The organism is Ramlibacter sp. MMS24-I3-19 (assembly GCF_050320135.1).
In the GTDB taxonomy this organism is placed as follows: domain Bacteria; phylum Pseudomonadota; class Gammaproteobacteria; order Burkholderiales; family Burkholderiaceae_C; genus Ramlibacter.
In genome coordinates, this window is sequence record NZ_CP190017.1 from 174375 (window position 1) to 193414 (window position 19040).

General features: G+C 67.0%; 19 protein-coding genes, 1 tRNA gene and 2 pseudogenes. 11 read left to right on the forward strand and 11 right to left on the reverse strand.

Annotation, left to right across the window (positions count from 1 at the left end):
• Positions 1-55 precede the first annotated feature (55 nt).
• Positions 56-727, reverse strand: a complete 672-nt coding sequence (locus tag ACPWT1_RS00900; protein ID WP_427913564.1) for a response regulator — start codon at positions 725-727, stop codon at positions 56-58.
• Between the two features lie 131 nt (positions 728-858).
• On the opposite strand from ACPWT1_RS00900, the gene rodA reads away from it, so the two are divergent.
• From rodA to tldD, 4 genes and pseudogenes are all read left to right on the forward strand, one after another.
• Positions 859-2013 (forward strand): rod shape-determining protein RodA, encoded by a 1155-nt coding sequence (gene rodA / locus ACPWT1_RS00905; protein WP_427913565.1) that lies wholly within the window; start codon positions 859-861, stop codon positions 2011-2013.
• Positions 2014-2068: 55 nt separating this feature from the next.
• Positions 2069-2383 (forward strand): annotated as a pseudogene (locus ACPWT1_RS00910) (NAD(P)-binding domain-containing protein); the annotation flags it as partial.
• A gap of 67 nt (positions 2384-2450) precedes the next feature.
• Complete coding sequence (locus tag ACPWT1_RS00915; RefSeq protein WP_427913566.1) at positions 2451-2897, forward strand: NAD-binding protein; 447 nt, start codon at positions 2451-2453, stop codon at positions 2895-2897.
• Positions 2898-2951: 54 nt separating this feature from the next.
• A complete protein-coding gene (gene tldD / locus ACPWT1_RS00920; protein WP_427913567.1) occupies positions 2952-4412 on the forward strand; it encodes a metalloprotease TldD in 1461 nt (486 codons plus the stop codon).
• A gap of 48 nt (positions 4413-4460) precedes the next feature.
• Here the strand turns inward: tldD and ACPWT1_RS00925 are convergent, their stop codons facing one another.
• Positions 4461-4730, reverse strand: a complete 270-nt coding sequence (locus tag ACPWT1_RS00925) for a nickel-binding protein (RefSeq protein WP_427913568.1) — start codon at positions 4728-4730, stop codon at positions 4461-4463.
• Between the two features lie 333 nt (positions 4731-5063).
• On the opposite strand from ACPWT1_RS00925, the gene ACPWT1_RS00930 reads away from it, so the two are divergent.
• Together ACPWT1_RS00930 and ACPWT1_RS00935 are read left to right on the forward strand one after the other, a co-directional pair.
• The gene (locus tag ACPWT1_RS00930; RefSeq protein WP_427913569.1) at positions 5064-6188 is read left to right on the forward strand and encodes a 3-deoxy-7-phosphoheptulonate synthase; all 1125 of its coding nucleotides are present in this window, start codon (positions 5064-5066) and stop codon (positions 6186-6188) included.
• A 98-nt stretch (positions 6189-6286) separates the two neighbouring features.
• Positions 6287-7333, forward strand: a complete 1047-nt coding sequence (locus ACPWT1_RS00935) for a hypothetical protein (RefSeq protein WP_427913570.1) — start codon at positions 6287-6289, stop codon at positions 7331-7333.
• A 189-nt stretch (positions 7334-7522) separates the two neighbouring features.
• On the opposite strand, the gene ACPWT1_RS00940 is transcribed toward ACPWT1_RS00935, so the two are convergent.
• From ACPWT1_RS00940 to ACPWT1_RS00965, 6 genes are all read right to left on the reverse strand, one after another.
• Positions 7523-7936, reverse strand: a complete 414-nt coding sequence (locus ACPWT1_RS00940) for a hypothetical protein (protein WP_427913571.1) — start codon at positions 7934-7936, stop codon at positions 7523-7525.
• 88 nt (positions 7937-8024) lie between these two features.
• Positions 8025-8162 carry a hypothetical protein gene (locus ACPWT1_RS00945; RefSeq protein ID WP_427913572.1) on the reverse strand — a complete coding sequence of 46 codons (138 nt, stop codon included), beginning with the start codon at positions 8160-8162 and terminating at the stop codon, positions 8025-8027.
• A gap of 41 nt (positions 8163-8203) precedes the next feature.
• A complete protein-coding gene (locus ACPWT1_RS00950) occupies positions 8204-8356 on the reverse strand; it encodes a hypothetical protein (protein ID WP_427913573.1) in 153 nt (50 codons plus the stop codon).
• Between the two features lie 85 nt (positions 8357-8441).
• On the reverse strand, positions 8442-10610 hold the full coding sequence (locus tag ACPWT1_RS00955; RefSeq protein ID WP_427913574.1) for a peptidase domain-containing ABC transporter: 2169 nt from the start codon (positions 10608-10610) through the stop codon (positions 8442-8444).
• Entirely contained in the window at positions 10610-11875 is a 1266-nt protein-coding gene (locus tag ACPWT1_RS00960; RefSeq protein ID WP_427913575.1) for an HlyD family secretion protein, read from the reverse strand. Before ACPWT1_RS00960 ends, ACPWT1_RS00955 begins: the two co-directional genes overlap by 1 nt.
• A 93-nt stretch (positions 11876-11968) precedes the next feature.
• Positions 11969-12112: a hypothetical protein gene (locus ACPWT1_RS00965; RefSeq protein ID WP_427913576.1), complete on the reverse strand. Its 144-nt coding sequence runs from the start codon at positions 12110-12112 to the stop codon at positions 11969-11971.
• Positions 12113-12439: 327 nt separating this feature from the next.
• Between ACPWT1_RS00965 and ACPWT1_RS00970 the strand changes: the two genes are divergently transcribed.
• Positions 12440-13711 (forward strand): DUF3443 family protein, encoded by a 1272-nt coding sequence (locus ACPWT1_RS00970; RefSeq protein ID WP_427913577.1) that lies wholly within the window; start codon positions 12440-12442, stop codon positions 13709-13711.
• Between the two features lie 40 nt (positions 13712-13751).
• Here ACPWT1_RS00970 and ACPWT1_RS00975 read toward each other — a convergent pair.
• Positions 13752-14284 (reverse strand): annotated as a pseudogene (locus ACPWT1_RS00975) (NUDIX domain-containing protein).
• Between the two features lie 129 nt (positions 14285-14413).
• Here ACPWT1_RS00975 and ACPWT1_RS00980 point away from each other — a divergent pair.
• On the forward strand, positions 14414-14740 hold the full coding sequence (locus ACPWT1_RS00980; RefSeq protein ID WP_427913578.1) for an H-NS family nucleoid-associated regulatory protein: 327 nt from the start codon (positions 14414-14416) through the stop codon (positions 14738-14740).
• Between the two features lie 59 nt (positions 14741-14799).
• On the opposite strand, the gene cysM is transcribed toward ACPWT1_RS00980, so the two are convergent.
• On the reverse strand, positions 14800-15711 hold the full coding sequence (cysM, locus tag ACPWT1_RS00985; RefSeq protein ID WP_427913579.1) for a cysteine synthase CysM: 912 nt from the start codon (positions 15709-15711) through the stop codon (positions 14800-14802).
• Between the two features lie 41 nt (positions 15712-15752).
• On the opposite strand from cysM, the gene ACPWT1_RS00990 reads away from it, so the two are divergent.
• Positions 15753-15839: transfer RNA gene (locus ACPWT1_RS00990), tRNA-Leu, on the forward strand.
• A 276-nt stretch (positions 15840-16115) separates the two neighbouring features.
• On the opposite strand, the gene ACPWT1_RS00995 is transcribed toward ACPWT1_RS00990, so the two are convergent.
• Positions 16116-16703, reverse strand: coding sequence for a hypothetical protein (locus ACPWT1_RS00995; protein ID WP_427913580.1), 588 nt, complete (start codon positions 16701-16703; stop codon positions 16116-16118).
• Positions 16704-16836: 133 nt separating this feature from the next.
• Here ACPWT1_RS00995 and ACPWT1_RS01000 point away from each other — a divergent pair, with 133 nt between their 5' ends.
• Both ACPWT1_RS01000 and ACPWT1_RS01005 read left to right on the forward strand, forming a co-directional pair.
• Positions 16837-18402, forward strand: coding sequence for a YjbH domain-containing protein (locus ACPWT1_RS01000; RefSeq protein WP_427913581.1), 1566 nt, complete (start codon positions 16837-16839; stop codon positions 18400-18402).
• On the forward strand, positions 18378-19013 hold the full coding sequence (locus tag ACPWT1_RS01005; RefSeq protein ID WP_427913582.1) for a YjbH domain-containing protein: 636 nt from the start codon (positions 18378-18380) through the stop codon (positions 19011-19013). The genes ACPWT1_RS01000 and ACPWT1_RS01005 overlap by 25 nt, the downstream gene beginning before the upstream one ends.
• Positions 19014-19040: the final 27 nt, after the last annotated feature.

Here is a 19040-nt window from a genome sequence, read left to right on the forward strand (position 1 = left end):
GGGTCAAGCCCGCAATGACATGTTCAGGGATGCACGCGGCGACGTCGCCGCGGGATCAGGCGCGCGGGGCGGCTGGCACTTCCAGGTCGTGGATGCCGATGCCTGCGCGTGCCAGCGCGTAGACGGCCTCGGTGCGGCTGGACACCACCAGCGCGTCGAAGATGTGCGACACGTGGGTCTTGACCGTGGCGTCCGACAGGTTCAGGTCGCGCGCGATCACCTTGTTCGGCTTGCCCTGCACGATGCCCAAGAGCACCTGGCGCTGGCGGTCGGTGAGGCGGGCGCCGAGCTTGGACCAGGCATCGTGCTGCGCCGGGTTGGGCGGCACGTCGACGCTGAGGCTGCTGGGCGGCAGGAACACGCCACCGGACATCACGAGCTGCAGCGCCGAGGGCAGCATGTCGCCGGGCGCGGACTTGGGCACGAAGCCATAGGCGCCCAGCTCCACGCATTCGCGCACGATCTTCGGATCCTCGTTGGCGGACAGCACCAGCACCGGAACGTCGGGCCGGCGCGCCCGCACCGTGCGCACCGAGTCCGTGCCCTGGAAGCCCGGCATCTGCAGGTCCAGGATCATCAGCTGCACCTCGAGCCCGGCGTCCAGCCGCTCCAGCGCCGCACCGACGCTGCCGCACTCAGTCACCTCCACGTCAGGGACGGTGGCGTGCAGCGTGTGGACCACGCCGGCGCGGTACAGGGGATGGTCGTCGACGACGATGATCTTCATTGGTTGGACTTCGGACTCACTGCAGGGCATCTTAAGCGGTGGGTTTCCGGGCGCATTCCAACCTTTGGCGGATGCGGCATCCTGCACACCGGCGTGCACGTGGGTCGCAGTGCCCATCCGATAATGGCGGCATGTCCGCCGTCTTCGAAAAGCCGCCCCTGTGGCAACGGGCCGTGCCCATGCTCCAGGGCTTCGATGGCCCCCTTGCCTTCGCCGTGTTCCTGCTGGCGTGCGCCGGGCTGATGACCATGTACTCGGTGGGCTTTGATTCGGGCACGCGCTTTCCTGACCACAGCCGGAACATGGTGCTCGCCGCGGTGATCATGTTCGTCGTGGCGCAGATCCCTCCGCAGCGCCTCATGAGCCTGGCCGTGCCGCTCTACACGCTGGGGGTCGCACTGCTGGTTGCGGTCGCCGTCTTCGGCATCACCAAGAAAGGCGCCAAGCGGTGGGTGAACGTGGGCGTCGTGGTGCAGCCCAGCGAGATCCTGAAGATCGCGATGCCGCTGATGCTGTCCTGGTGGTTCCAGAAGCGCGAAGGGCAGCTGCGCCCGCTGGACTACATGATGGCCGGCCTGCTCCTGCTGGTGCCGGTGGCCCTGATCATCAAGCAGCCCGACCTGGGCACCGCCATGCTGGTGCTCGCAGCGGGCATGGCGGTGATCTTCTTCGCCGGCCTCTCGTGGAAGCTGATCATCCCGCCGCTGGTCCTGGGCATCATCGGCCTGGTGCTGATCATCGTGTTCGAGCCCAAGCTCTGCGCCGACGGCTTCCGCTGGCCGGTGCTGCACGACTACCAGCAGCAGCGAATCTGCACGTTGCTGGACCCGAGCAAGGATCCGCTGGGCAAGGGCTTCCACATCATCCAGGGGATGATCGCCATCGGCTCGGGCGGCGTGCTGGGCAAGGGCTTCATGCAGGGCACGCAGACGCACCTGGAATTCATCCCCGAGCGCACCACCGACTTCATCTTCGCCGCCTTCTCCGAGGAATTCGGCCTCGTCGGCACGCTGCTGCTGATCTGCGGCTTCATCTTCCTGGTGCTGCGCGGCCTGGCCATCGCGCTGGAGGCGCCCACGCTCTTCTCCCGCCTGCTGGCCGGCTCGGTGACCATGATCTTCTTCACCTACGCCTTCGTGAACATGGGCATGGTGAGCGGCATCCTCCCAGTGGTGGGCGTGCCCCTGCCCTTCATCAGCTACGGCGGCACGGCGATGGTGACCCTGGGCATGGGCCTGGGAATCCTGATGTCCATCGCCAAGGCCAAGCGGCTCGTGCAGTCCTAGCGCTGCGATGACCGGCCCCGTCGCGATCGTCGGTGTGGGCAACATGGGCGGCGGGATGGCGGGCCGCCTGCTGGACCTGGGCTGGCCTGTGCGGGTGCACGACATCGATCGCGCCAAAGTCCAGGCACTGCAATCGACGGGGGCGGTGGGCTGCAGCGATGCGGCTGGCGCTGCGACAGGTGCCTCGGCGCTGATCGTCTGCGTGGTGGATGCGGCCCAGACCGAGGACGTGCTGTTCGGCCGCGAAGGTGCCGCTCCGGCCCTGCCCGCTGGCACCCCCGTGCTGCTGTGCCCCACCATCGCGCCCGACGACGTCGAGCGGCTCGCGTCCGCATTGACCGATCGCGGCCTGCTGCCGGTCGATGCGCCGATGTCGGGAGGTCCACTGCGGGCCCGCGATGGGTCCATGAGCCTGATGGTCGCGGCTGCCCCCGGCGATGGCCGCTGCACGCCCCCTGCTCGACGCGCTGAGCTCGCGCGTGTTCCACGTCGGCGACCGCGTGGGCGACGGTGCGCGGACCAAGCTGGTCAACAACCTGCTGGCCGGCATCAACCTCGTCGGCGCCGCGGAAGCGATCGCGATGGCACGCGCCCTGGGCCTGGACGCCGCCCGCACGCTGGACGTGATCGAGCAGTCCAGCGGCCAGAGCTGGATCGGCTCGGACCGCATGCGCCGCGCCATCGCCGGTGACTTCGAGCCGCGCGCCCACATGACGCTGCTGCGCAAGGACACGGCGCTGGCCGTGCAGGCCGCCGCTGCGGCGGGCTTCGAAGGGCCGCTCGGTGCGGCGGCCCGCGATGTGTTCGCACGCGCCATCGAAGCCGGACTGGCCGATCTGGACGATGGGGCACTGCTGCGACTCCTCTCCGTCCCCAAGGGCTGAGCCAGCGAGCCAACCCAACCGCAGGGGCAAGGGTCCGGCCCCTAGAATCCCGCGATGATCTCCAGAGAACCCACCATCGAGCGGCTGGCCACCGCCCGCGGCCTGCTGCTCGAGCCGTTCGGCCTGGACGAAACCCATCTGGCGCGCGCGCTGGCCGAAATCACGGCGCACAAGGTCGACGACGCCGACCTGTACTTCCAGTACACGCGCAGCGAGGGCTGGAGCCTCGAGGAAGGCATCGTCAAGACCGGCAGCTTCAGCATCGACCAGGGTGTGGGCGTGCGCGCGGTCAGCGGCGAGAAGACCGCCTTCGCCTATTCCGACGACATCTCCGAAGCTTCGTTGCTGGACGCCGCCCGCACCGTGCGCTCCATCTCGTCGGCCGCGCAGTCGGCACGTGCGAAGGTGCCGGCGCAGAAGGTGGCGTCGAGCCGCTCGCTGTATCCCGCGCTCGATCCGATCACCACGCTCGACAGCACGGCCAAGGTGCAGTTGCTGGAGAAGGCGGAGCAGCTGGCGCGCAAGAAGGACCCGCGCGTCAAGCAGGTCATGGCGGGCCTCGCCAGCGAGTGGGACGTGGTCATGGTCGCCCGCGCCGACGGCACGCTGGCCGCCGACGTGCGGCCCCTCGTGCGCCTGTCCGTCACGGTGATCGCGGAGGAGAACGGCCGGCGCGAAGTGGGCAGCGGTGGTGGCGGCGGCCGCTTCGGCCTGGCGTACTTCGACGATGCGCGCATCGAGGAGTACGTGAGCGACGCGGTGAAGGCCGCTCTCACGAACCTCGACTCGCGTCCCGCACCCGCGGGCGAGATGACCGTGGTGCTCGGCCCGGGCTGGCCCGGCATCCTGCTGCACGAGGCCATCGGCCACGGACTGGAAGGCGACTTCAACCGCAAGGGCTCGAGCGCGTTCTCGGGCCGGGTCGGAGAGCGCGTCGCGGCCAAGGGCGTGACGGTGCTGGACGACGGCACGATTGCCGATCGCCGCGGCTCGCTGAACGTTGACGACGAGGGCAACCCCAGCCAGCGCAACGTGCTGATCGAGGACGGCATCCTGCGCGGCTACATCCAGGACGCGCTCAACGCGCGCCTCATGCGCGTGGCACCCACCGGCAACGGCCGTCGTGAAAGCTATGCGCACATTCCGATGCCGCGCATGACCAACACCTACATGTTGGGCGGCGACAAGTCACCCGACGAGATCGTGGCCAGCATCAAGAAGGGCCTCTACGCCACCAACTTCGGTGGCGGCCAGGTCGACATCACGAGCGGCAAGTTCGTGTTCTCCGCCAGCGAGGCGTTCTGGGTCGAGAACGGGAAGATCCAGTACCCGGTGAAGGGCGCCACCATCGTGGGCAATGGCCCCGACGCGCTGACCCGCGTCACCATGATCGGCAACGACATGAGCCTGGACAGCGGCGTTGGCACCTGCGGGAAGGAAGGCCAGAGCGTGCCCGTGGGCGTCGGCCAGCCGACGCTGCGCATCGATGGCCTGACGGTCGGCGGAACGGCCTGAGCACCCCGAAGCTGCGCGCCGCCCTCGCGCGGCGCCAGCTTCACGCCCTCACGCGGCCGGAGCCAGGTCCATGGCCGGCATCACGCGCGTGAACGGGATGTTGGCTTCGCGGTTGAGCGCCTCCACATCGGCAGCGCTGTTGCCTTCGAACAGGCACATGCACTCGCCGGTCTCGGGCACGAAGGTGCTCCGCAGGTACTTCACCGGCGTCCCTGCCCGGGACATCTTCTCGGCGGTGCTGATGGCCCGCTTCTGCGCATCGGCCAGCTGGTCCATCGCGATGCCCTTGAGATTGCGTTCGGCGACGAAGGTTTGCATGGTGCCTCCTGGAGTTCGGGCCTGAATTCGGCGCGCGGGCCGGGCCTCCGTCAATGGCTGGAAAGTCACCACCTGTGCGGAGCGGACTTTCTTGCGCCCAATCCGCAGGTCAGCCGTGGCCGGACGCCAGTGCCGTGCTAGCATCCCGTCCCATGCGCAAGCAGTCCGTGGTCTTCTTTGGCTACTTTTGGTTCTCTGGCCCCTCCGGCGGTCGAGAGCTCTAGGCGCACGCGAAGCACACGCACCAAGACTCCCGAACAAACCGCCGGCACCCCCGGCGGTTTTTTCATTTCCGACCCACTTTTTTTTCACCACACGCACGGAGCCCCTTCGATGTCGATCCTGCCCCCCAACGCCCAGGCGTCCTGGCAAACGCGTCCCGCCGACAAGACCAGCGAGACCGACGACGAACGCATCAAGGACATCACCGTGCTGCCCCCTCCCGAACACCTGATCCGGTTCTTCCCGATCCGCGGCACGCCGGTGGAGCGGCTGATCACGGAGACGCGGCGTCGCATCCACAACATCATGGCCGGCGAGGACGACCGGCTGCTGGTGGTGATCGGCCCCTGTTCGATCCACGATCCCAAGGCGGTCCTGGACTACGCACGCCAGCTGAAGGAGGCGCGTGCGAAGTACGCCGACTCGCTGGAGATCGTGATGCGCGTGTACTTCGAGAAACCGCGCACCACGGTGGGCTGGAAGGGCCTCATCAACGACCCTTACCTGGACGAGACCTTCCGCATCGACGAAGGCCTGCGCATTGCGCGCCAGCTGCTGATCGAGATCAACCGGCTGGGCCTTCCGGCCGGCAGCGAGTTCCTCGACGTGATCTCGCCGCAGTACATCGGCGACCTGATCGCGTGGGGCGCGATCGGTGCGCGCACCACCGAGAGCCAGGTGCACCGCGAGCTGGCATCGGGCCTCTCGGCCCCGATCGGGTTCAAGAACGGCACCGACGGCAACATCCGCATCGCGACCGACGCCATCCAGGCCGCGGCGCGCGGCCACCACTTCCTCTCCGTGCACAAGAACGGCCAGGTGGCCATCGTGCAGACCAACGGCAACCGCGACTGCCACGTGATCCTGCGAGGTGGCAAGTCGCCCAACTATGACGCGGTCAGCGTGGCGAAGGCGTGCAGCGACCTGGAAGCAGCCAAGCTGCCCGCGCGGCTGATGGTGGACTGCAGCCATGCCAACAGCAGCAAGCAGCACGAGCGCCAGAAGGACGTGGCACGCGACATCGCCGGCCAGATCGCGGGCGGCTCGCGCAGCGTCTTCGGTGTGATGGTCGAGAGCCACCTGCAGCCCGGCGCCCAGAAGTTCACGCCGGGCAAGGACGATGCCTCGACCCTCGACTACGGCAAGAGCATCACGGACGCGTGCCTGGGCTGGGGCGATTCGATGGAAGTGCTCGACACGTTGTCGCATGCCGTGCACAAGCGGCGCGCGCATTGAGGCTGGAAGCATCGTCGGCTTTACAAGGGGTAACCTCATCAGTAAAGTCGTTGCGTGGGCCAGCACCTCCTGTCACGGGTGCTGGCCTTCCCCACCGAATGGCCCTGGAACTGCCCCTTCTTCGCATCGGCCTTGCCGGCTTTTCGCTCGAGCAGCAGGACATGCTGCGCCAGCTGCTGGACCAGGACACCGCCACCAGGCAGGTCTGGGACTTCACCCGGCCTGAGGACGCCGACGCCCTGTGCGTCAACGGCGCGCGCACGCAGCTGCTGCCCGACGGCATGCTGCGCGTGGCGGCGGGCGTGACCGGTGGCCGGTCGACGCTGATCGATCCCAAGGAACTGCACCGCCCCATCGCATTCGCGCGGCCGCTGCCCCATCCCTTCCCGCCTTACCTGTCGTTCGACCTCGAGCCGCACAGCGTGGCGCTGGTGCTGCGCGAGCTGGAAGTGATGCTGCGCCCGCTGATCGCGCAGTTCTGCCTGGCCTCGCAGATCCTCGAACAGGAGCAGGCGCTGGGCTCTGGCGTGTACCACGTCACGCGCACGGACGGCGCGCTGGTGGCCGTCGTGGATCTGCGCGGTGACGTCGGCGTGCTCCCCACGGCCTCTGCGCTCGACTTCGATGGCGCGCTCTGGGTCTCCGTGCCACGACAGCCGAACCAGATGCCGCCGCAGTTCCTGCGCTGCAGCCTGTCGCGCCTGATGTGGGAGTACGCCATGCGCACCGACCGCGACGTGCTGCCGCCCCGCTACCGCACCGAGACGCTGTACTTCCGCCGCCCCCCGCGGCTGCCGCACCGCCTGCTGGCCGATGCGCACCTGCTGATCCTGCGCGAGCTGTCCAGCGAACCGGGCAATTTCAAGGACCTGCAGCAACGCACCGGGCTCACGCCCGAGGTGCTGGCACAGGACCTGGCCGCGCTGTACCTGGTGGGCGCGATCACGTCCAACACCAAGCGCGCCGCGCCGCTTCACAGCCAGCCGAACGACGCGATGGATGGCGTGCCGAGCACGCAGGCTGCGTTCGATTCATCGCGGCGCGATGAGGGGCCGCCAACGCGAACGGGGCCCCAGACACTGCAGCCGATCGGACCGCGCCGAGCGGATCGGACTGCGCCCGCGCCGTTGCAGTTGGATCACTGAGGCGCTTTACCGGCAATGGCTGAGCCGACAGCCGTGAGCCGAAGTGCAGACGGCGTGGCAACCTCGATGGTCAAGGTAAATCCTGCGCGATGAAAAGAATTGGCACGAGGTTATGCAGCGAATGGATCGCTGCTGTGAGGACGAATGCCTTCGATTTCGACTGCGGAAGAAACGTTAGGTAGGCCAAACTTAAGACGAGCCCCCCGCAACGCCGCCCGCAAATCCATTGACCACTCCCGTCTCAAAGTGCATCGCAGCAAATGGGATGCTGCCCATCAGGAACTGCGTGACGCGAGACATCCCCCATCGATGGGAGAGCCAGATCGGGAGTTGCTGAAGCATGAAGGTTTCAGTGAGCGGAGCAAGAATCACACCCCCAGAAAACAAGAAGACCGCTCCGTGCGCCAACAACGCCGGACCTTCACGATCCACGAAGCCCAGATGGGTCAGGCCGAAGTCCATAGCTAGGGACAACAAGAGGCTGATGGCTGTGAACGCGAGGACAAAGAGCAACTCGCTTCTTCTGGCCAGATGCTCGCAATGATCAAGAACCCGGAGCTGAAACAAGCGATCCAGACCCCGTCCGGTGCTAGCGATATCCATCGATCCCTCCCGTAGTGACTATTGATGAGAGCGACGCTTACAAAGTCACTCTCATCTCGTGGCTAGGCGCAGTCAGCGCCTCTTGCACTTAGCCTCCGGTCGCTGCGTTTACACCGTCAACCCAGCCGCCAAGAAACTCCAGCACGTAGTTCCCATACTGGATAAGCTGAATGAAGCCGATGCCGCCGGAGACTTCACCAATCTCGATGTCGTTCAATTCAATCATGATCATCCTTGAGTTAGCAATTCAAAGTTAACAGGGGTGGTTCAGAGAAGCGCGTATCCGGCCGGCAAATCAGCGTAGAACGCCGACGCGCCCGCCATGGCGTAGCCGGTGCCATAGCCCAGCCAGTACAGCACTCCACTCCCACTGACCTCATCGATCTCCGACAGGGTCAATTCAATGACTTCGGTTTCCATCAGTTCTCCTTGGTTGACAAGATTCGAGCCAGAGGCTCGCGCGTTCCGACCATCCGCGCCTTCGCGCGGTCGCCAGATTCAAGATTCATGACATGGGGGTGCCGGCCGCGCGGCGTGCGGCCGGAAACGAGGGGCTCTGCTCGAGATCGCGCACGATGCGGCCCTGCTCAAGGACCACAACGCGCTGGGCCATCGCGATCGTCTCGGGCCGGTGCGCCACCAGGATGCGCGTGAGCGCAATCTGCCGGATGGCGGCGTTCACCAGTTGCTCGTTGCCGAGATCCAGGTGGCTGGTGGCTTCGTCCAGCACCAGGATCCGTGGCTGCTTGTAGAGGGCTCGCGCCAGCAGGATGCGCTGCTTCTGGCCACCGGACAGCCCGACGCCGCCATTGCCCACCAGCGTGGCGTAGGCCATGGGCATTGCCGCGATCTCCTGGTGCACCGCCGCCAGGTGCGCGCATGCCTGGACGCGCTGCAGGTCCGGCGCCGGATCGAAGAAGGCGATGTTGTCGGCCAGCGATCCGGTGAACAGGTGGTCGTCCTGCATGACAGTGCCCACCAGATCACGATAAGACCCGACCCCGAACTGCCGCAGCCGCACGCCGCCCACGAGGATCTCGCCCTCGGTGGGCTCCAGCAGTCCGAGCAGCAGCTTGACTAGCGTCGTCTTGCCGCAGCCCGACACTCCCGTGATGGCCAGGCATTCGCCGGGCTCAACGCGCAGGTTCAATTGGCGCAGCACCTCGGGTTCTCCATCGGCGTAGCGGAACGAGACGTTGCGCAGTTCGATGGCGAGGCCGCCTTCGGGTCTCACCGGCTCCAGGGCCAGCGTGGCTTCCTCCGGTTCGCACAACAGGATGTCTGCCAGCCGCTCGCCATGCAGGCGCAGCATGCGGAACTCGAAGGCGCGGTCGACCAGCGACACCACGCGCTGGCTGAACTGGTCGCGGTAGCCGATGTACGCGAACAGCATGCCGACCGTGAATCGCGTGTCCAGCACCGCAAGTGCGGCCAGCCAGATGACGGCGACGCGCTCAAGGCCGAACAGCAGCGTCTGCGCGGTCTGCTGCGTGATGGAGATCCGGGCGATGGTGAGTTCCGCGTTGAACTGCTCGGCCAGTCGGTTCAGCCAGGAGATTTGCCGCTCCTGCGCCCGGTTGAACAGGCGCACGCTTTGCGCACCGCGCACCGATTCCATGAAATGCGTCTGCTGCAAGGCGGCGTGGACGATCTGGTCGGCGGTGGCGCCGCGCAGGCTGGCATACGCCGCGCACCGCAACAGCAGATAGATGCCGATCGCAGCCATCGATACGGCGGTGAGCAGCAGGCTGTACTGCAGCATCACCACGATGGCCACCAGCACCAGTGCGCCATCGAGCACGGCCTCGACGAACTGCGTTGTCAATCCCTTCTGGATGGTCTGGATCGAGCCGAAGCGGGACACGACGTCACCGACGTGCCGCTTCTCGAAGTACGACAGCGGCAGCCGCATCAGATGCGCGAACGCGTTCCCCAGCCACTGGAAATTGAGTGTCGTCGTCAGCACCGTCGTGAGCCAGGACCGCACCGCGCCGATCGAGGCCTGGAGCACGACGAGTAGAAGGAAGCCGATGCCAAGGACGGTGACCAGGTCACGATCGGCGCTGACCAGCGCTTCGTCGACGACCCACTGCAGGTACAAAGGCCCGAGCAGGACGCAGACCTGCATGGCAATGGCCAGCAACAGGACCTGGAGCAATCCGCGGCGCAGGCCGACCACGCGTCCCATCAGCTGCAGCAACGTGAAGCGCACCGTCTCCTGCACGCGCTCGAAACTCGCGCCGGGCGTGAGTTCCACCGCGACGCCGGTGAAGTGCTCCGACACCTGCGCCATGGGCAGGCGCCGCTCACCGACGGCAGGATCGTGGATGACGACCGAATCCGCCCGCACCTGCTTCAGCACCACGAAGTGGTTCATGTCCCAGTGCAGCACGCACGGCAATTTCAGTTGCGGCAGGTGCTGCAGATCGAGCTTCAGCGGTCTTGCCTGCAGCTGCAGCGACTGCGCCATGCCCAGCAGGCTCTTGAGCGTGGCGCCCTTCAGCGAGACCGAGAACCGTCGCCGGATGCTGGCCAGGTCAATGCGATGCCCCCAGTAGCTGGCAACCATCGCCAGGCAGGCGAGCGCGCATTCGGCCGCTTCGGTCTGCAGCAGCACCGGCAGGCGCTGGCCGCGGAAGAAGTCCAGGATCGGCGAAGGTGCAGCGGCTTGCATCACACACGCCCCATCGCGCTGTACAGCGGATCCAGCAGCCATTCATACAGCCGCCGCTGCTCCAGCAGGATGCTTGCGTCGAGCAACGCCCCCGTCCGCAACGCAAGCGGCCGTCCGTACACGGTGACGTCCTGCCGGTCCAGCCGCACTCGCACCCGGTAGAGCGGCTCGCCCGCCGTGCCGGAGGGCATGACTCCCGACAGCGGCAATTCATCCGCGCGCAGGGCACTCGCCGCGACCTCGCGCACGGTGCCGCGCGCCTGGCCGAACTTCTGGTACGCATACGCCTGGTAGCGCAACAAGACCTGCATGCCCGGCCTGATGAAGCCGGCGGCTCGCGAAGGCGCATAGAGCTCGGCCTCCAGCTCGGAGCCGGCGGGCACCAGCGCAGCGAGTGCCTGGTTGGCCGAGACGGTCTGCCCCACCTCGAAGGCGATGGCCGACACGGTGCCGTCCTGCGGGGCGCGCACGACGACTTCGCGTCGCGCCTCGTTCTCCACCAGGTCCTGCTCGAGTGCCGCCGTGGCGCGCTGGCTGGCCTGTTCGTCGCGACGCGCCTGCAGCTCCAGGTCGCGCATCTCGGCTTCGACCCCGATGGCCTCTCGACGCAAGCCCGCCTGCGCCCGCATCAGGTCGGCCTGGCGTTGCTGCTGGTCCAGCAGTTCCGCCTGCTTGTCGTGCACCTGCGCGCTGGAGACGAAGCTGGCATCCGCAAGTTCCGTGAAGCGTTGGAGGTTGGATTGGGCGAGAGCAACACGGCGAGACTGCAAATCCAGCTGGGCGTCGAGCCTCTGCATTTCCGTCGACAGCTCGCCTGCCCGGCCACGCAGCGCCTGGACCTTCTGCTGCGCCTGGTGCTGCTGCTGCGAGCGTTCGGCGGCGAGGCTATCGCGGCGCCTGCGCAGCAGCGTGGAGATCTGGACCTCCGCACTGGCCCGGCTGCCGTCGGACCGCTCGTTGGTGACCAGGAACAGCGCATCGCCTGCACGCACGGACTGGCCTTCATGCACGTGGCGTGCAGCAACGACGCCCGCATGCGCCGGAAGCACGCGAATGAGCCCGTGCGACGGCAGGAGGACGCCCATCACCTGCGCCTTGCGCGTGTACGTCCCCAAGCCGAGGTATACCAACACCACGGCAACGACCAGGCACGCAGCGAACGTGAGTGCCAGCCATCCCGGCGGCCTGGCCAGCACGATGCGGCCGAGGGGCGACCCTGCGGCGTGGGCAACAGCCTGCGGACGGAACAAGGGAGGACTGGTCATGGTGCCTTGCGAGATGGAGCTACGGTGCGGCATTGCCGCCTGGGGCAGCAGGCGTGCGGCTGGCATCGCGCGCCCACTGCACCTGCGCAGGGCTCAGACGGGATCCGAAGCGACCGGACCCGGGCTGGGCATCACCACCTCGCCGTCGATGACGATGAACACGCCTTTCGGCGGCGTGTAGTAGTAGGTCAGCCCCCCGCTCACCTGTTCGACTTCGTCGTTGACCAGTTCGTGCATGTCGATCTCCCGATTCGTGGTTGGAAAGAGCGTTCGAAACGCTCACCGGAAGTGCGCACCGTGGCGACGCATCCGGCCGACGAAAGATAGGCAAGCACCTGCCGCTTCGCCTCCATCGCGTGAAGGAGAGGCGTTGGCGCCATCGACAAACTGAACGAGGAGCGCGCCCTCGCCGGTTGGAGCCTGCCCAACTCTTCCTGAGACACATCTCGTCATCGACGCGGGCGGGCGTACACGCCTGACACAGGTGGCACCACCTGCCCTCGCGAGTTCCCCGACCATCCGGCCACCTCGGCTGTACAGGCCGCATCGAGAAGGGAGGCGCCCATGGCACCGGTCCCCGGGAGCTCGGCGGCGATCTGCTGCGGCTTCGCGGCAGTCGCCGGATGTACGGCCTTCCTGGTCGCGTGCGGCGGCGGTGGCGGCGGGGGTCAGGCGGGCGCGCCAGCTGCAGCTCCTGCTCCTGCGCCGAGCCCGGCGCCCCTGGCACTGGGCATTCCCAACGCATCGGGCTCGGGCTCGCTTCCCGCCGCCGCGAACAACGTGCTGCGAGTGCAGTTCGATCGCGGGGTGCGTGGCACGGCCTTCAACACGCCCTACGTCACAATCACGGTCTGCATCCCCGGCAGCAACATCTGCCGGGACATCGACCACGTCCTGGTGGACACCGGCTCATGGGGACTGCGGCTCCTTGCAGGCGCGATCCCGACCGAGCTGGCACTGCCTGCCGTTCGCACCGGGTCCGGGGCGGCGGCGGGTCAATGCGTGCAGTTCGCCAGCGGCTACACGTGGGGCGCGGTGCGAACCGCCGATGTGCGCCTCTCCAGCCAGTCCATCGCCGACCTGCCCGTGCAGGTGATCGCAGACCCGGACCCCGCCTTCGTGAGCGCACCTGCGCAGTGCAGCAGCCCGGGGACGGATCTCGGTGCGCGCCTCGACGCGAACGGGGTGCTCGGCGTCGGAATGCTCCGCTATGACTGCGGACCCGCTTGCACGACCAGCACGACGCCAGGAATCTACTTCGCTTGCACAGCTCAGGGCTGCACGCCGGCGACGCTGCCGCTGCGGCAGCAGGTGGTCAATCCGGTCGCGATGCTGGCCACCCACAACAACGGCGCGGCGCTCGTCGTGCAGCAGGTTCCAGCGGGAGGCGCCACCACGCTCGAGGGTGCGCTGGTCCTGGGCATCGGCACCAGCGACAACAACCAGCTGGGCGCGGCCCAGGTGCTTGCGATGGACAGCCGATACCAGCTGACCACCCTCTACAAGGGCCGCCGCTATCCGACGACCATCGACACCGGTGCCAACGCGCTGTTCATCCCCGACGGTGAGCTACCGGTCTGCGGCGCCTTGTTCTGCCCTCCGCAACGGACCACGCTGCAAGCGCAATTGCAGTCACCGAGCGGGGCACAGCGGGACGTGACCTTGGCAGTGGAGGCCCTTGCGACGCTGGCTCCCGGTGCGGTGGCCGGCAACCTCGGGCAGAGCGATGCGGCGGCGGTGACCTTGGGCCTCCCCTTCTTCTTCGGCCGCACGGTGTTCGTGGCCCTCAAGGACGCGGCGACGCCCGCTGGGCCGGGACCGTACTGGGCCTTCTGAGCTCCCGGTCAGCCGGTGCTCTGCTCCGCGCTCCGCCGACCTAGTCGGTCCGCTTCGACCACTCGATGAACACCGGCTCATGCCCCTTGGTGCGCAACCAGTCGGCCAGGGCGTAGCCGGTGCCCGCGGGCCAGCACTTCACGTCGGCGTGGTCGTAGAGGCGGTAGTCCGCCAGTTCGGGGACAGGCGCACGTCGCCGGTGGCCTGCACGGCGTAGGCGATGATTACCTGGTTCATGCGCTGGAAGTCGTAGACCCCGATCAGCGCGGTCGATGTCACGTCGAGGTTGGTCTCCTCCTTCACCTCGCGCGCGATGCCTTCCTGGGGCGTCTCGCCCGCCTCCATGAAGCCGGTGATCAGCGCGTACATCTTCCCGGTCCACGCGGCATTGCGCGCCAGCAGGATCTTGCCTTCGTACTCGACCACGGCCGCCAGCACGGGCGTGGGATTGTTCCAGTGCGTCCAGCCGCATGCCGGGCAACGCAGCCTCTCCTTGGGGCCGCCGTCTTCCTGCTGCACGATGGATTGCAAGGTGGTCGCACACGCGGGGCAGAACTTGTACTGGATCTCCATGGCCTGCATTGTGGCGCGGCCCATTTGTCCGCGCGCCTGGAGGCAATTGCGTCTGAATTGCGAGAAGCGAATAGTTCTTTGCGCCGAGCCTTGTTGCCGGATAATTCGCCACTCAAAGGAGCGACCCGAATGGCAACGTACCTCGAACTCAAGGCCCAGGCCGAACAACTGCTGGCGCAAGCCGAGCAGATGAAGGAACAGGAAACGCAGGATGTCATTGCCGACATCAAGCAGAAGATCGCCAATTACGGCCTGACTGCTGAAGACCTGGGTCTCTCCGGTGGTGGCCGTGCCCGCACCGCCAAGACCGCACGTGCCGGCAAGTCGAGCTCGCCCTCCGCCGTCAAATACCGCGGCCCGAATGGCGAGACGTGGGGCGGCGGCCGTGGGCGCAAGCCGCAGTGGGTGGTGAACGCGCTGGCCCAGGGCAAGAGCCTGGACGATTTCCGCGTCTGACCGAACTCCCATGAAAAAACCCGGCGTGGTGCGCCGGGTTTTTTCATGTCCGGCCCAATTCAGGCCGGGAACACGCCCGTCGACAAATAGCGGTCGCCGCGATCGCACACCACGAACACGATGGTGGCGTCTTTCACCTGTTGCGCCACCTGCTGGGCCACCCAGCACGCACCCGCCGCCGAGATACCGGCAAAGATGCCCTCCTCGCGTGCGAGCCGGCGGCACATCTCCTCGGCATCGGCCTGGCTCACCGAGATCTGCTCATCCACATGCGACGGGTCGTAGATCTTCGGCAGGTATTCCTGCGGCCACTTGCGGATGCCCGGGATGCGCGAGCCTTCGCTGGGCTGCGCGCCGATGATGCGCACCGCCGGATTCTTCTCCTTCAGGTAGCGCGACACGCCCGTGATGGTGCCGGTGGTGCCCATCGCGCTGACGAAGTGCGTGATGCGGCCGCCGGTCTGTTCCCACAGCTCGGGGCCGGTGGTCTCATAGTGGATGCGCGGGTTGTCCTGGTTGGCGAACTGGTCGAGCACCCGGCCCTTGCCTTCGCGCTGCATGTTCTCGGCGAGGTCGCGCGCGTACTCCATGCCGCCGCTCTTGGGCGTGAGCACCAGTTCCGCGCCGAACGCCTTCATGGTCTGCGCGCGTTCGATCGACAGGTCCTCCGGCATGATCAGCACCATGCGGTAGCCCTTGATCGCCGCGGCCATCGCAAGCGCAATGCCGGTGTTGCCCGAGGTAGCCTCGATCAGCGTGTCACCGGGCTTGATCTCGCCGCGCTCCTCCGCCCGCTTGATCATCGACACCGCCGGCCGGTCCTTCACGGACCCCGCCGGGTTGTTGCCCTCGAGCTTGCCCAGGATGACGTTCCCGCGCGCCTTGTTCTCAGCGGCGCCGATGCGCTGCAGGGCCACGAGCGGCGTGTGGCCGATGGCGTCTTCGATGGTGGGGTACGTGCGGGGCTCCATCGGGCCACTGTGCCATAATTTTTGGCTGCGATCCCAACGCTGCCGGAGTGGCGAAATCGGTAGACGCAGCAGACTCAAAATCTGCCGGTGGCAACACCGTCCCGGTTCGATTCCGGGCTCCGGCACCAAGACCCGCGGTTCCAATTCGGACCGCCCAATCAAATCCCCCGACCAGAAAAAAAGGCGCCCGGCACGTGGCCGGGCGAAGAACCTCCATGGCTGGGATCGCAACCAAGATCGACCCCGAAGTCATAGTGCGCGCTGAGGCTCGCACGTCCCGTCAGGCTCAGCCGTCTCGCTAGCTCGGCAGCTTGCTCACGGACGCGTAGGAGCGCGCCGCATGTGGGTAGCCCTCCTCCAATGAAAAAGGGCCCCGCAGGGCCCTTGGTCTGAGCACCTTTGAGTCAGGCGCCGGTGAGCGCGCCGACCTTGACGGTCACGACGGTCTGGCCATTCACGCTGACAGCGCCCGCAGGGCTGACAGACACCGTCTCCGTGTACGGCGTGGACGTCACGCTATTCAGGGTCAACGTGACGCTGACATTGACCGCAACGCCCGTCGCCGGCACGCCATTGGTGGCCAGCGAGATCGAGCAGGGCGACACGGTGATCTTGGCGCCAGTAGCCAACGTGCTGCCGGCGGGGAACGTCGATGACTTCACCGTGAAGATGCACGAGCCGAACGTCATGTCGCCGCTGGCCGTGGCGCCGCCCGATGCGATCGAGAACGTGGGAGCTGCCGTGCCCGAAGCCGGAGGCGCGATGGTGACGGTGGTCGAGCCAGTGGTGCCGAAGTCAGGGACGCCGGAGGCGAACGTGATCGGCTGGTTGGACATCGCCTGGACGGCAGTGCTGCCGTTGGTGGCATCGACCTTGACCGCCGACGCGCCATTCGCGACTGCTACCTGGGTGTCGCCACCGCCACCACCGCCGCAGGAGACCAGCAATGCCGTGGCGGACGATACGGCAGCCCACTTCCAAAGACTCTTCATTCCTCGTTCCCCTTCAGGTTGGGTTAAGCAGCGGACAAGGGTACACGTCGCGTATCAAAACGTAAATAGACGTGACGAATTACGCGGGCTATTCGGCCATGGCTGTGCTTCGTCCCTCACAATCGCGCCCGCCATGCGCAGCAGTTCCGCCACTTTTTCGCTCCTCGCGCTTGGCTTGGCCACCAACTCCGCGTGGGCCGTCGACACCACGCTGACATCGGCGGGCTACACCGGCCTGGGCATCACTCCCACAGCGCAGATCCTGGGCTGGGGCCGCGCGGCGACCAGCTATGAGAACCAACTGGCCGGCAATCCTGCGCGCGTGGACGGCCACAACCTGGTGCTCGGATTCGGCCTGCTGCCCAACCTGGAAGCTGCAGGGCGGCTTGCCACCAACACCATCCACGACAGCTGCTTCTCGACCTCGGGATGCGGCGCACGCGACCTCTCGGCGTCCATGAAGGCTGGCATCGGGCTCGATGCGGCCCGGCGCTGGTCGATCGGCGTGGGGGCCACCGACGTCGGCGGCTCGGTGACCTACTTCCGGACCTACTACGGCGCACTGACCTACGACAACGGCCCCTTCCAGGCCACGGCAGGCGCGGCCAAGCGCAAGAACGTCGGCGTCAATGGATCGAGGGCCCCCCTGGACGGCGCCTTTGCTTCGCTGGCCTGGCAGCCGCTGCCTCTGGTACGTGGCCACGTCGAATACAGCGACCGCAACGCCTGGGCCGGCGTGCGCCTGTTTGCGCCCGAGGCCTGGTTGCCGGAGGGCTGGTCGCTCTCGGCTGGCGCGAACAGACGGTTGAGCGACACGGCGCTCACCAAGCGCAGTTGGTGGGACGCGTCGCTGTCGATTCCGCTGTACAAGGTGCCCGCGATGCCGGGCACCAGCAAGGCAGCGCTCCCGCCCTTGCAACGCGGACAGCAGCCGCAGCCGTCGTACGAAGCCAGGGCAGGTGCAGTGGCGCCCCCGACGATCACTCCGGCTCCCGTGCAGGCGGTGCCCGCGACCGATGTGCAACTGCAGGCGTTGGCCAACGTGCTCGAGGCCAAAGGCCTGGAGGACATCTCGGTCGGTCGTATGCCCGATGGAACCATCGCCGTACGCGCCAATAACGGCAGCTACGGCTGGAACGCGGTCGATGCCGTCGGCGTGGCGCTGGGCGCCATCGCACGCGGCCTGAGCGACAGCAAGGCGGGCTATCGCCTCATCGTCACGCAACGCCAAGTGCCATTGGTGGCAGTCACGGGCCAGGCCGACTGCCTGCGTGAGTGGATCGAGCAGCCCACCAACTCCTGCACCGCCGGCCAGCTCTCCACGCCGGGCTCCGCACCGTTGGAGCCGCTGCACGAAGGCGCTGTGTGGGTGGTTCACGAGCAGAAGCCGGCGTCGCGCACAGTGCGCATCAACGTAAGCCCTGTGCTGCGCACCAACATCGGTACCGAAGTGGGAGCGGTCGACTTCGCCCTGGGCGCCGCCGTCGACGCGCAACTGCCACTCTGGACGGCGCGAGTGTCGACTGGGGTATCAATGTCCCAATCGCTCGCTCTGACGATTACGAGCCGGGCCGCGTGTTCGGCAATCGTCGCATCCGGTCCGGCACCGACCGACTGGCCTTCACGCAAACCACGCGCGTGCCGCTGGAGCGCTGGCTCTCGCCTCGGCAGGGATTGCAGCCGGGCACCGGGGCACTGACCGCGCAGTTGACGGCAGGTCGCATCGGGACCTTCTATGACGGCGCACTCGGCGAACTGCGTTGGGAACCGGGCGAGGGGCGGCACCGCTTCTCTGGCAAAGCCGGCGCCTTCCGCAACAACGACTATGAGAACGGCCTTGGCCCGCTTGGTGCCGTGCGCACCGCCAAGCCGGTGCTGGCCAGCTATCGCTACAGCGTGATGGCCACCCGCACCGATCTCGAGGCCACGGGCGGCCAGTTCATGAACAACGACCGCGGCGTGCAACTGGGCATGCGCCAGTGGTTCAGCGACGTGTCGGTCGGCGTGTACTACAAGCGCACCACCACCTCGGGGAATCCCACGCGCCAACTGGTAGGGGTGGAACTGACGCTGCCGATCGGCCGGCGTCGCGATTGGCAGCCGACGCCGCACCTGCAGGTGGGTGGCACGCCGCGATTCGCGCACGCTGTGGAGACCTCGATCCGTGAGCAAGGCGGCAACCCCCTTCGCCTGGGCCGGGCAGTCCTGCCGCCAACGCCTGATCTGGATGCCGTGTTCAACAGCGACAGGTCCAGCCTGGCGTACTTCGAGGACAACCTGCGCCGCATTCGCGACGCAGCCCGCTACTAGCGCGCTTGTTGCTCTCGCGAAAGAGCA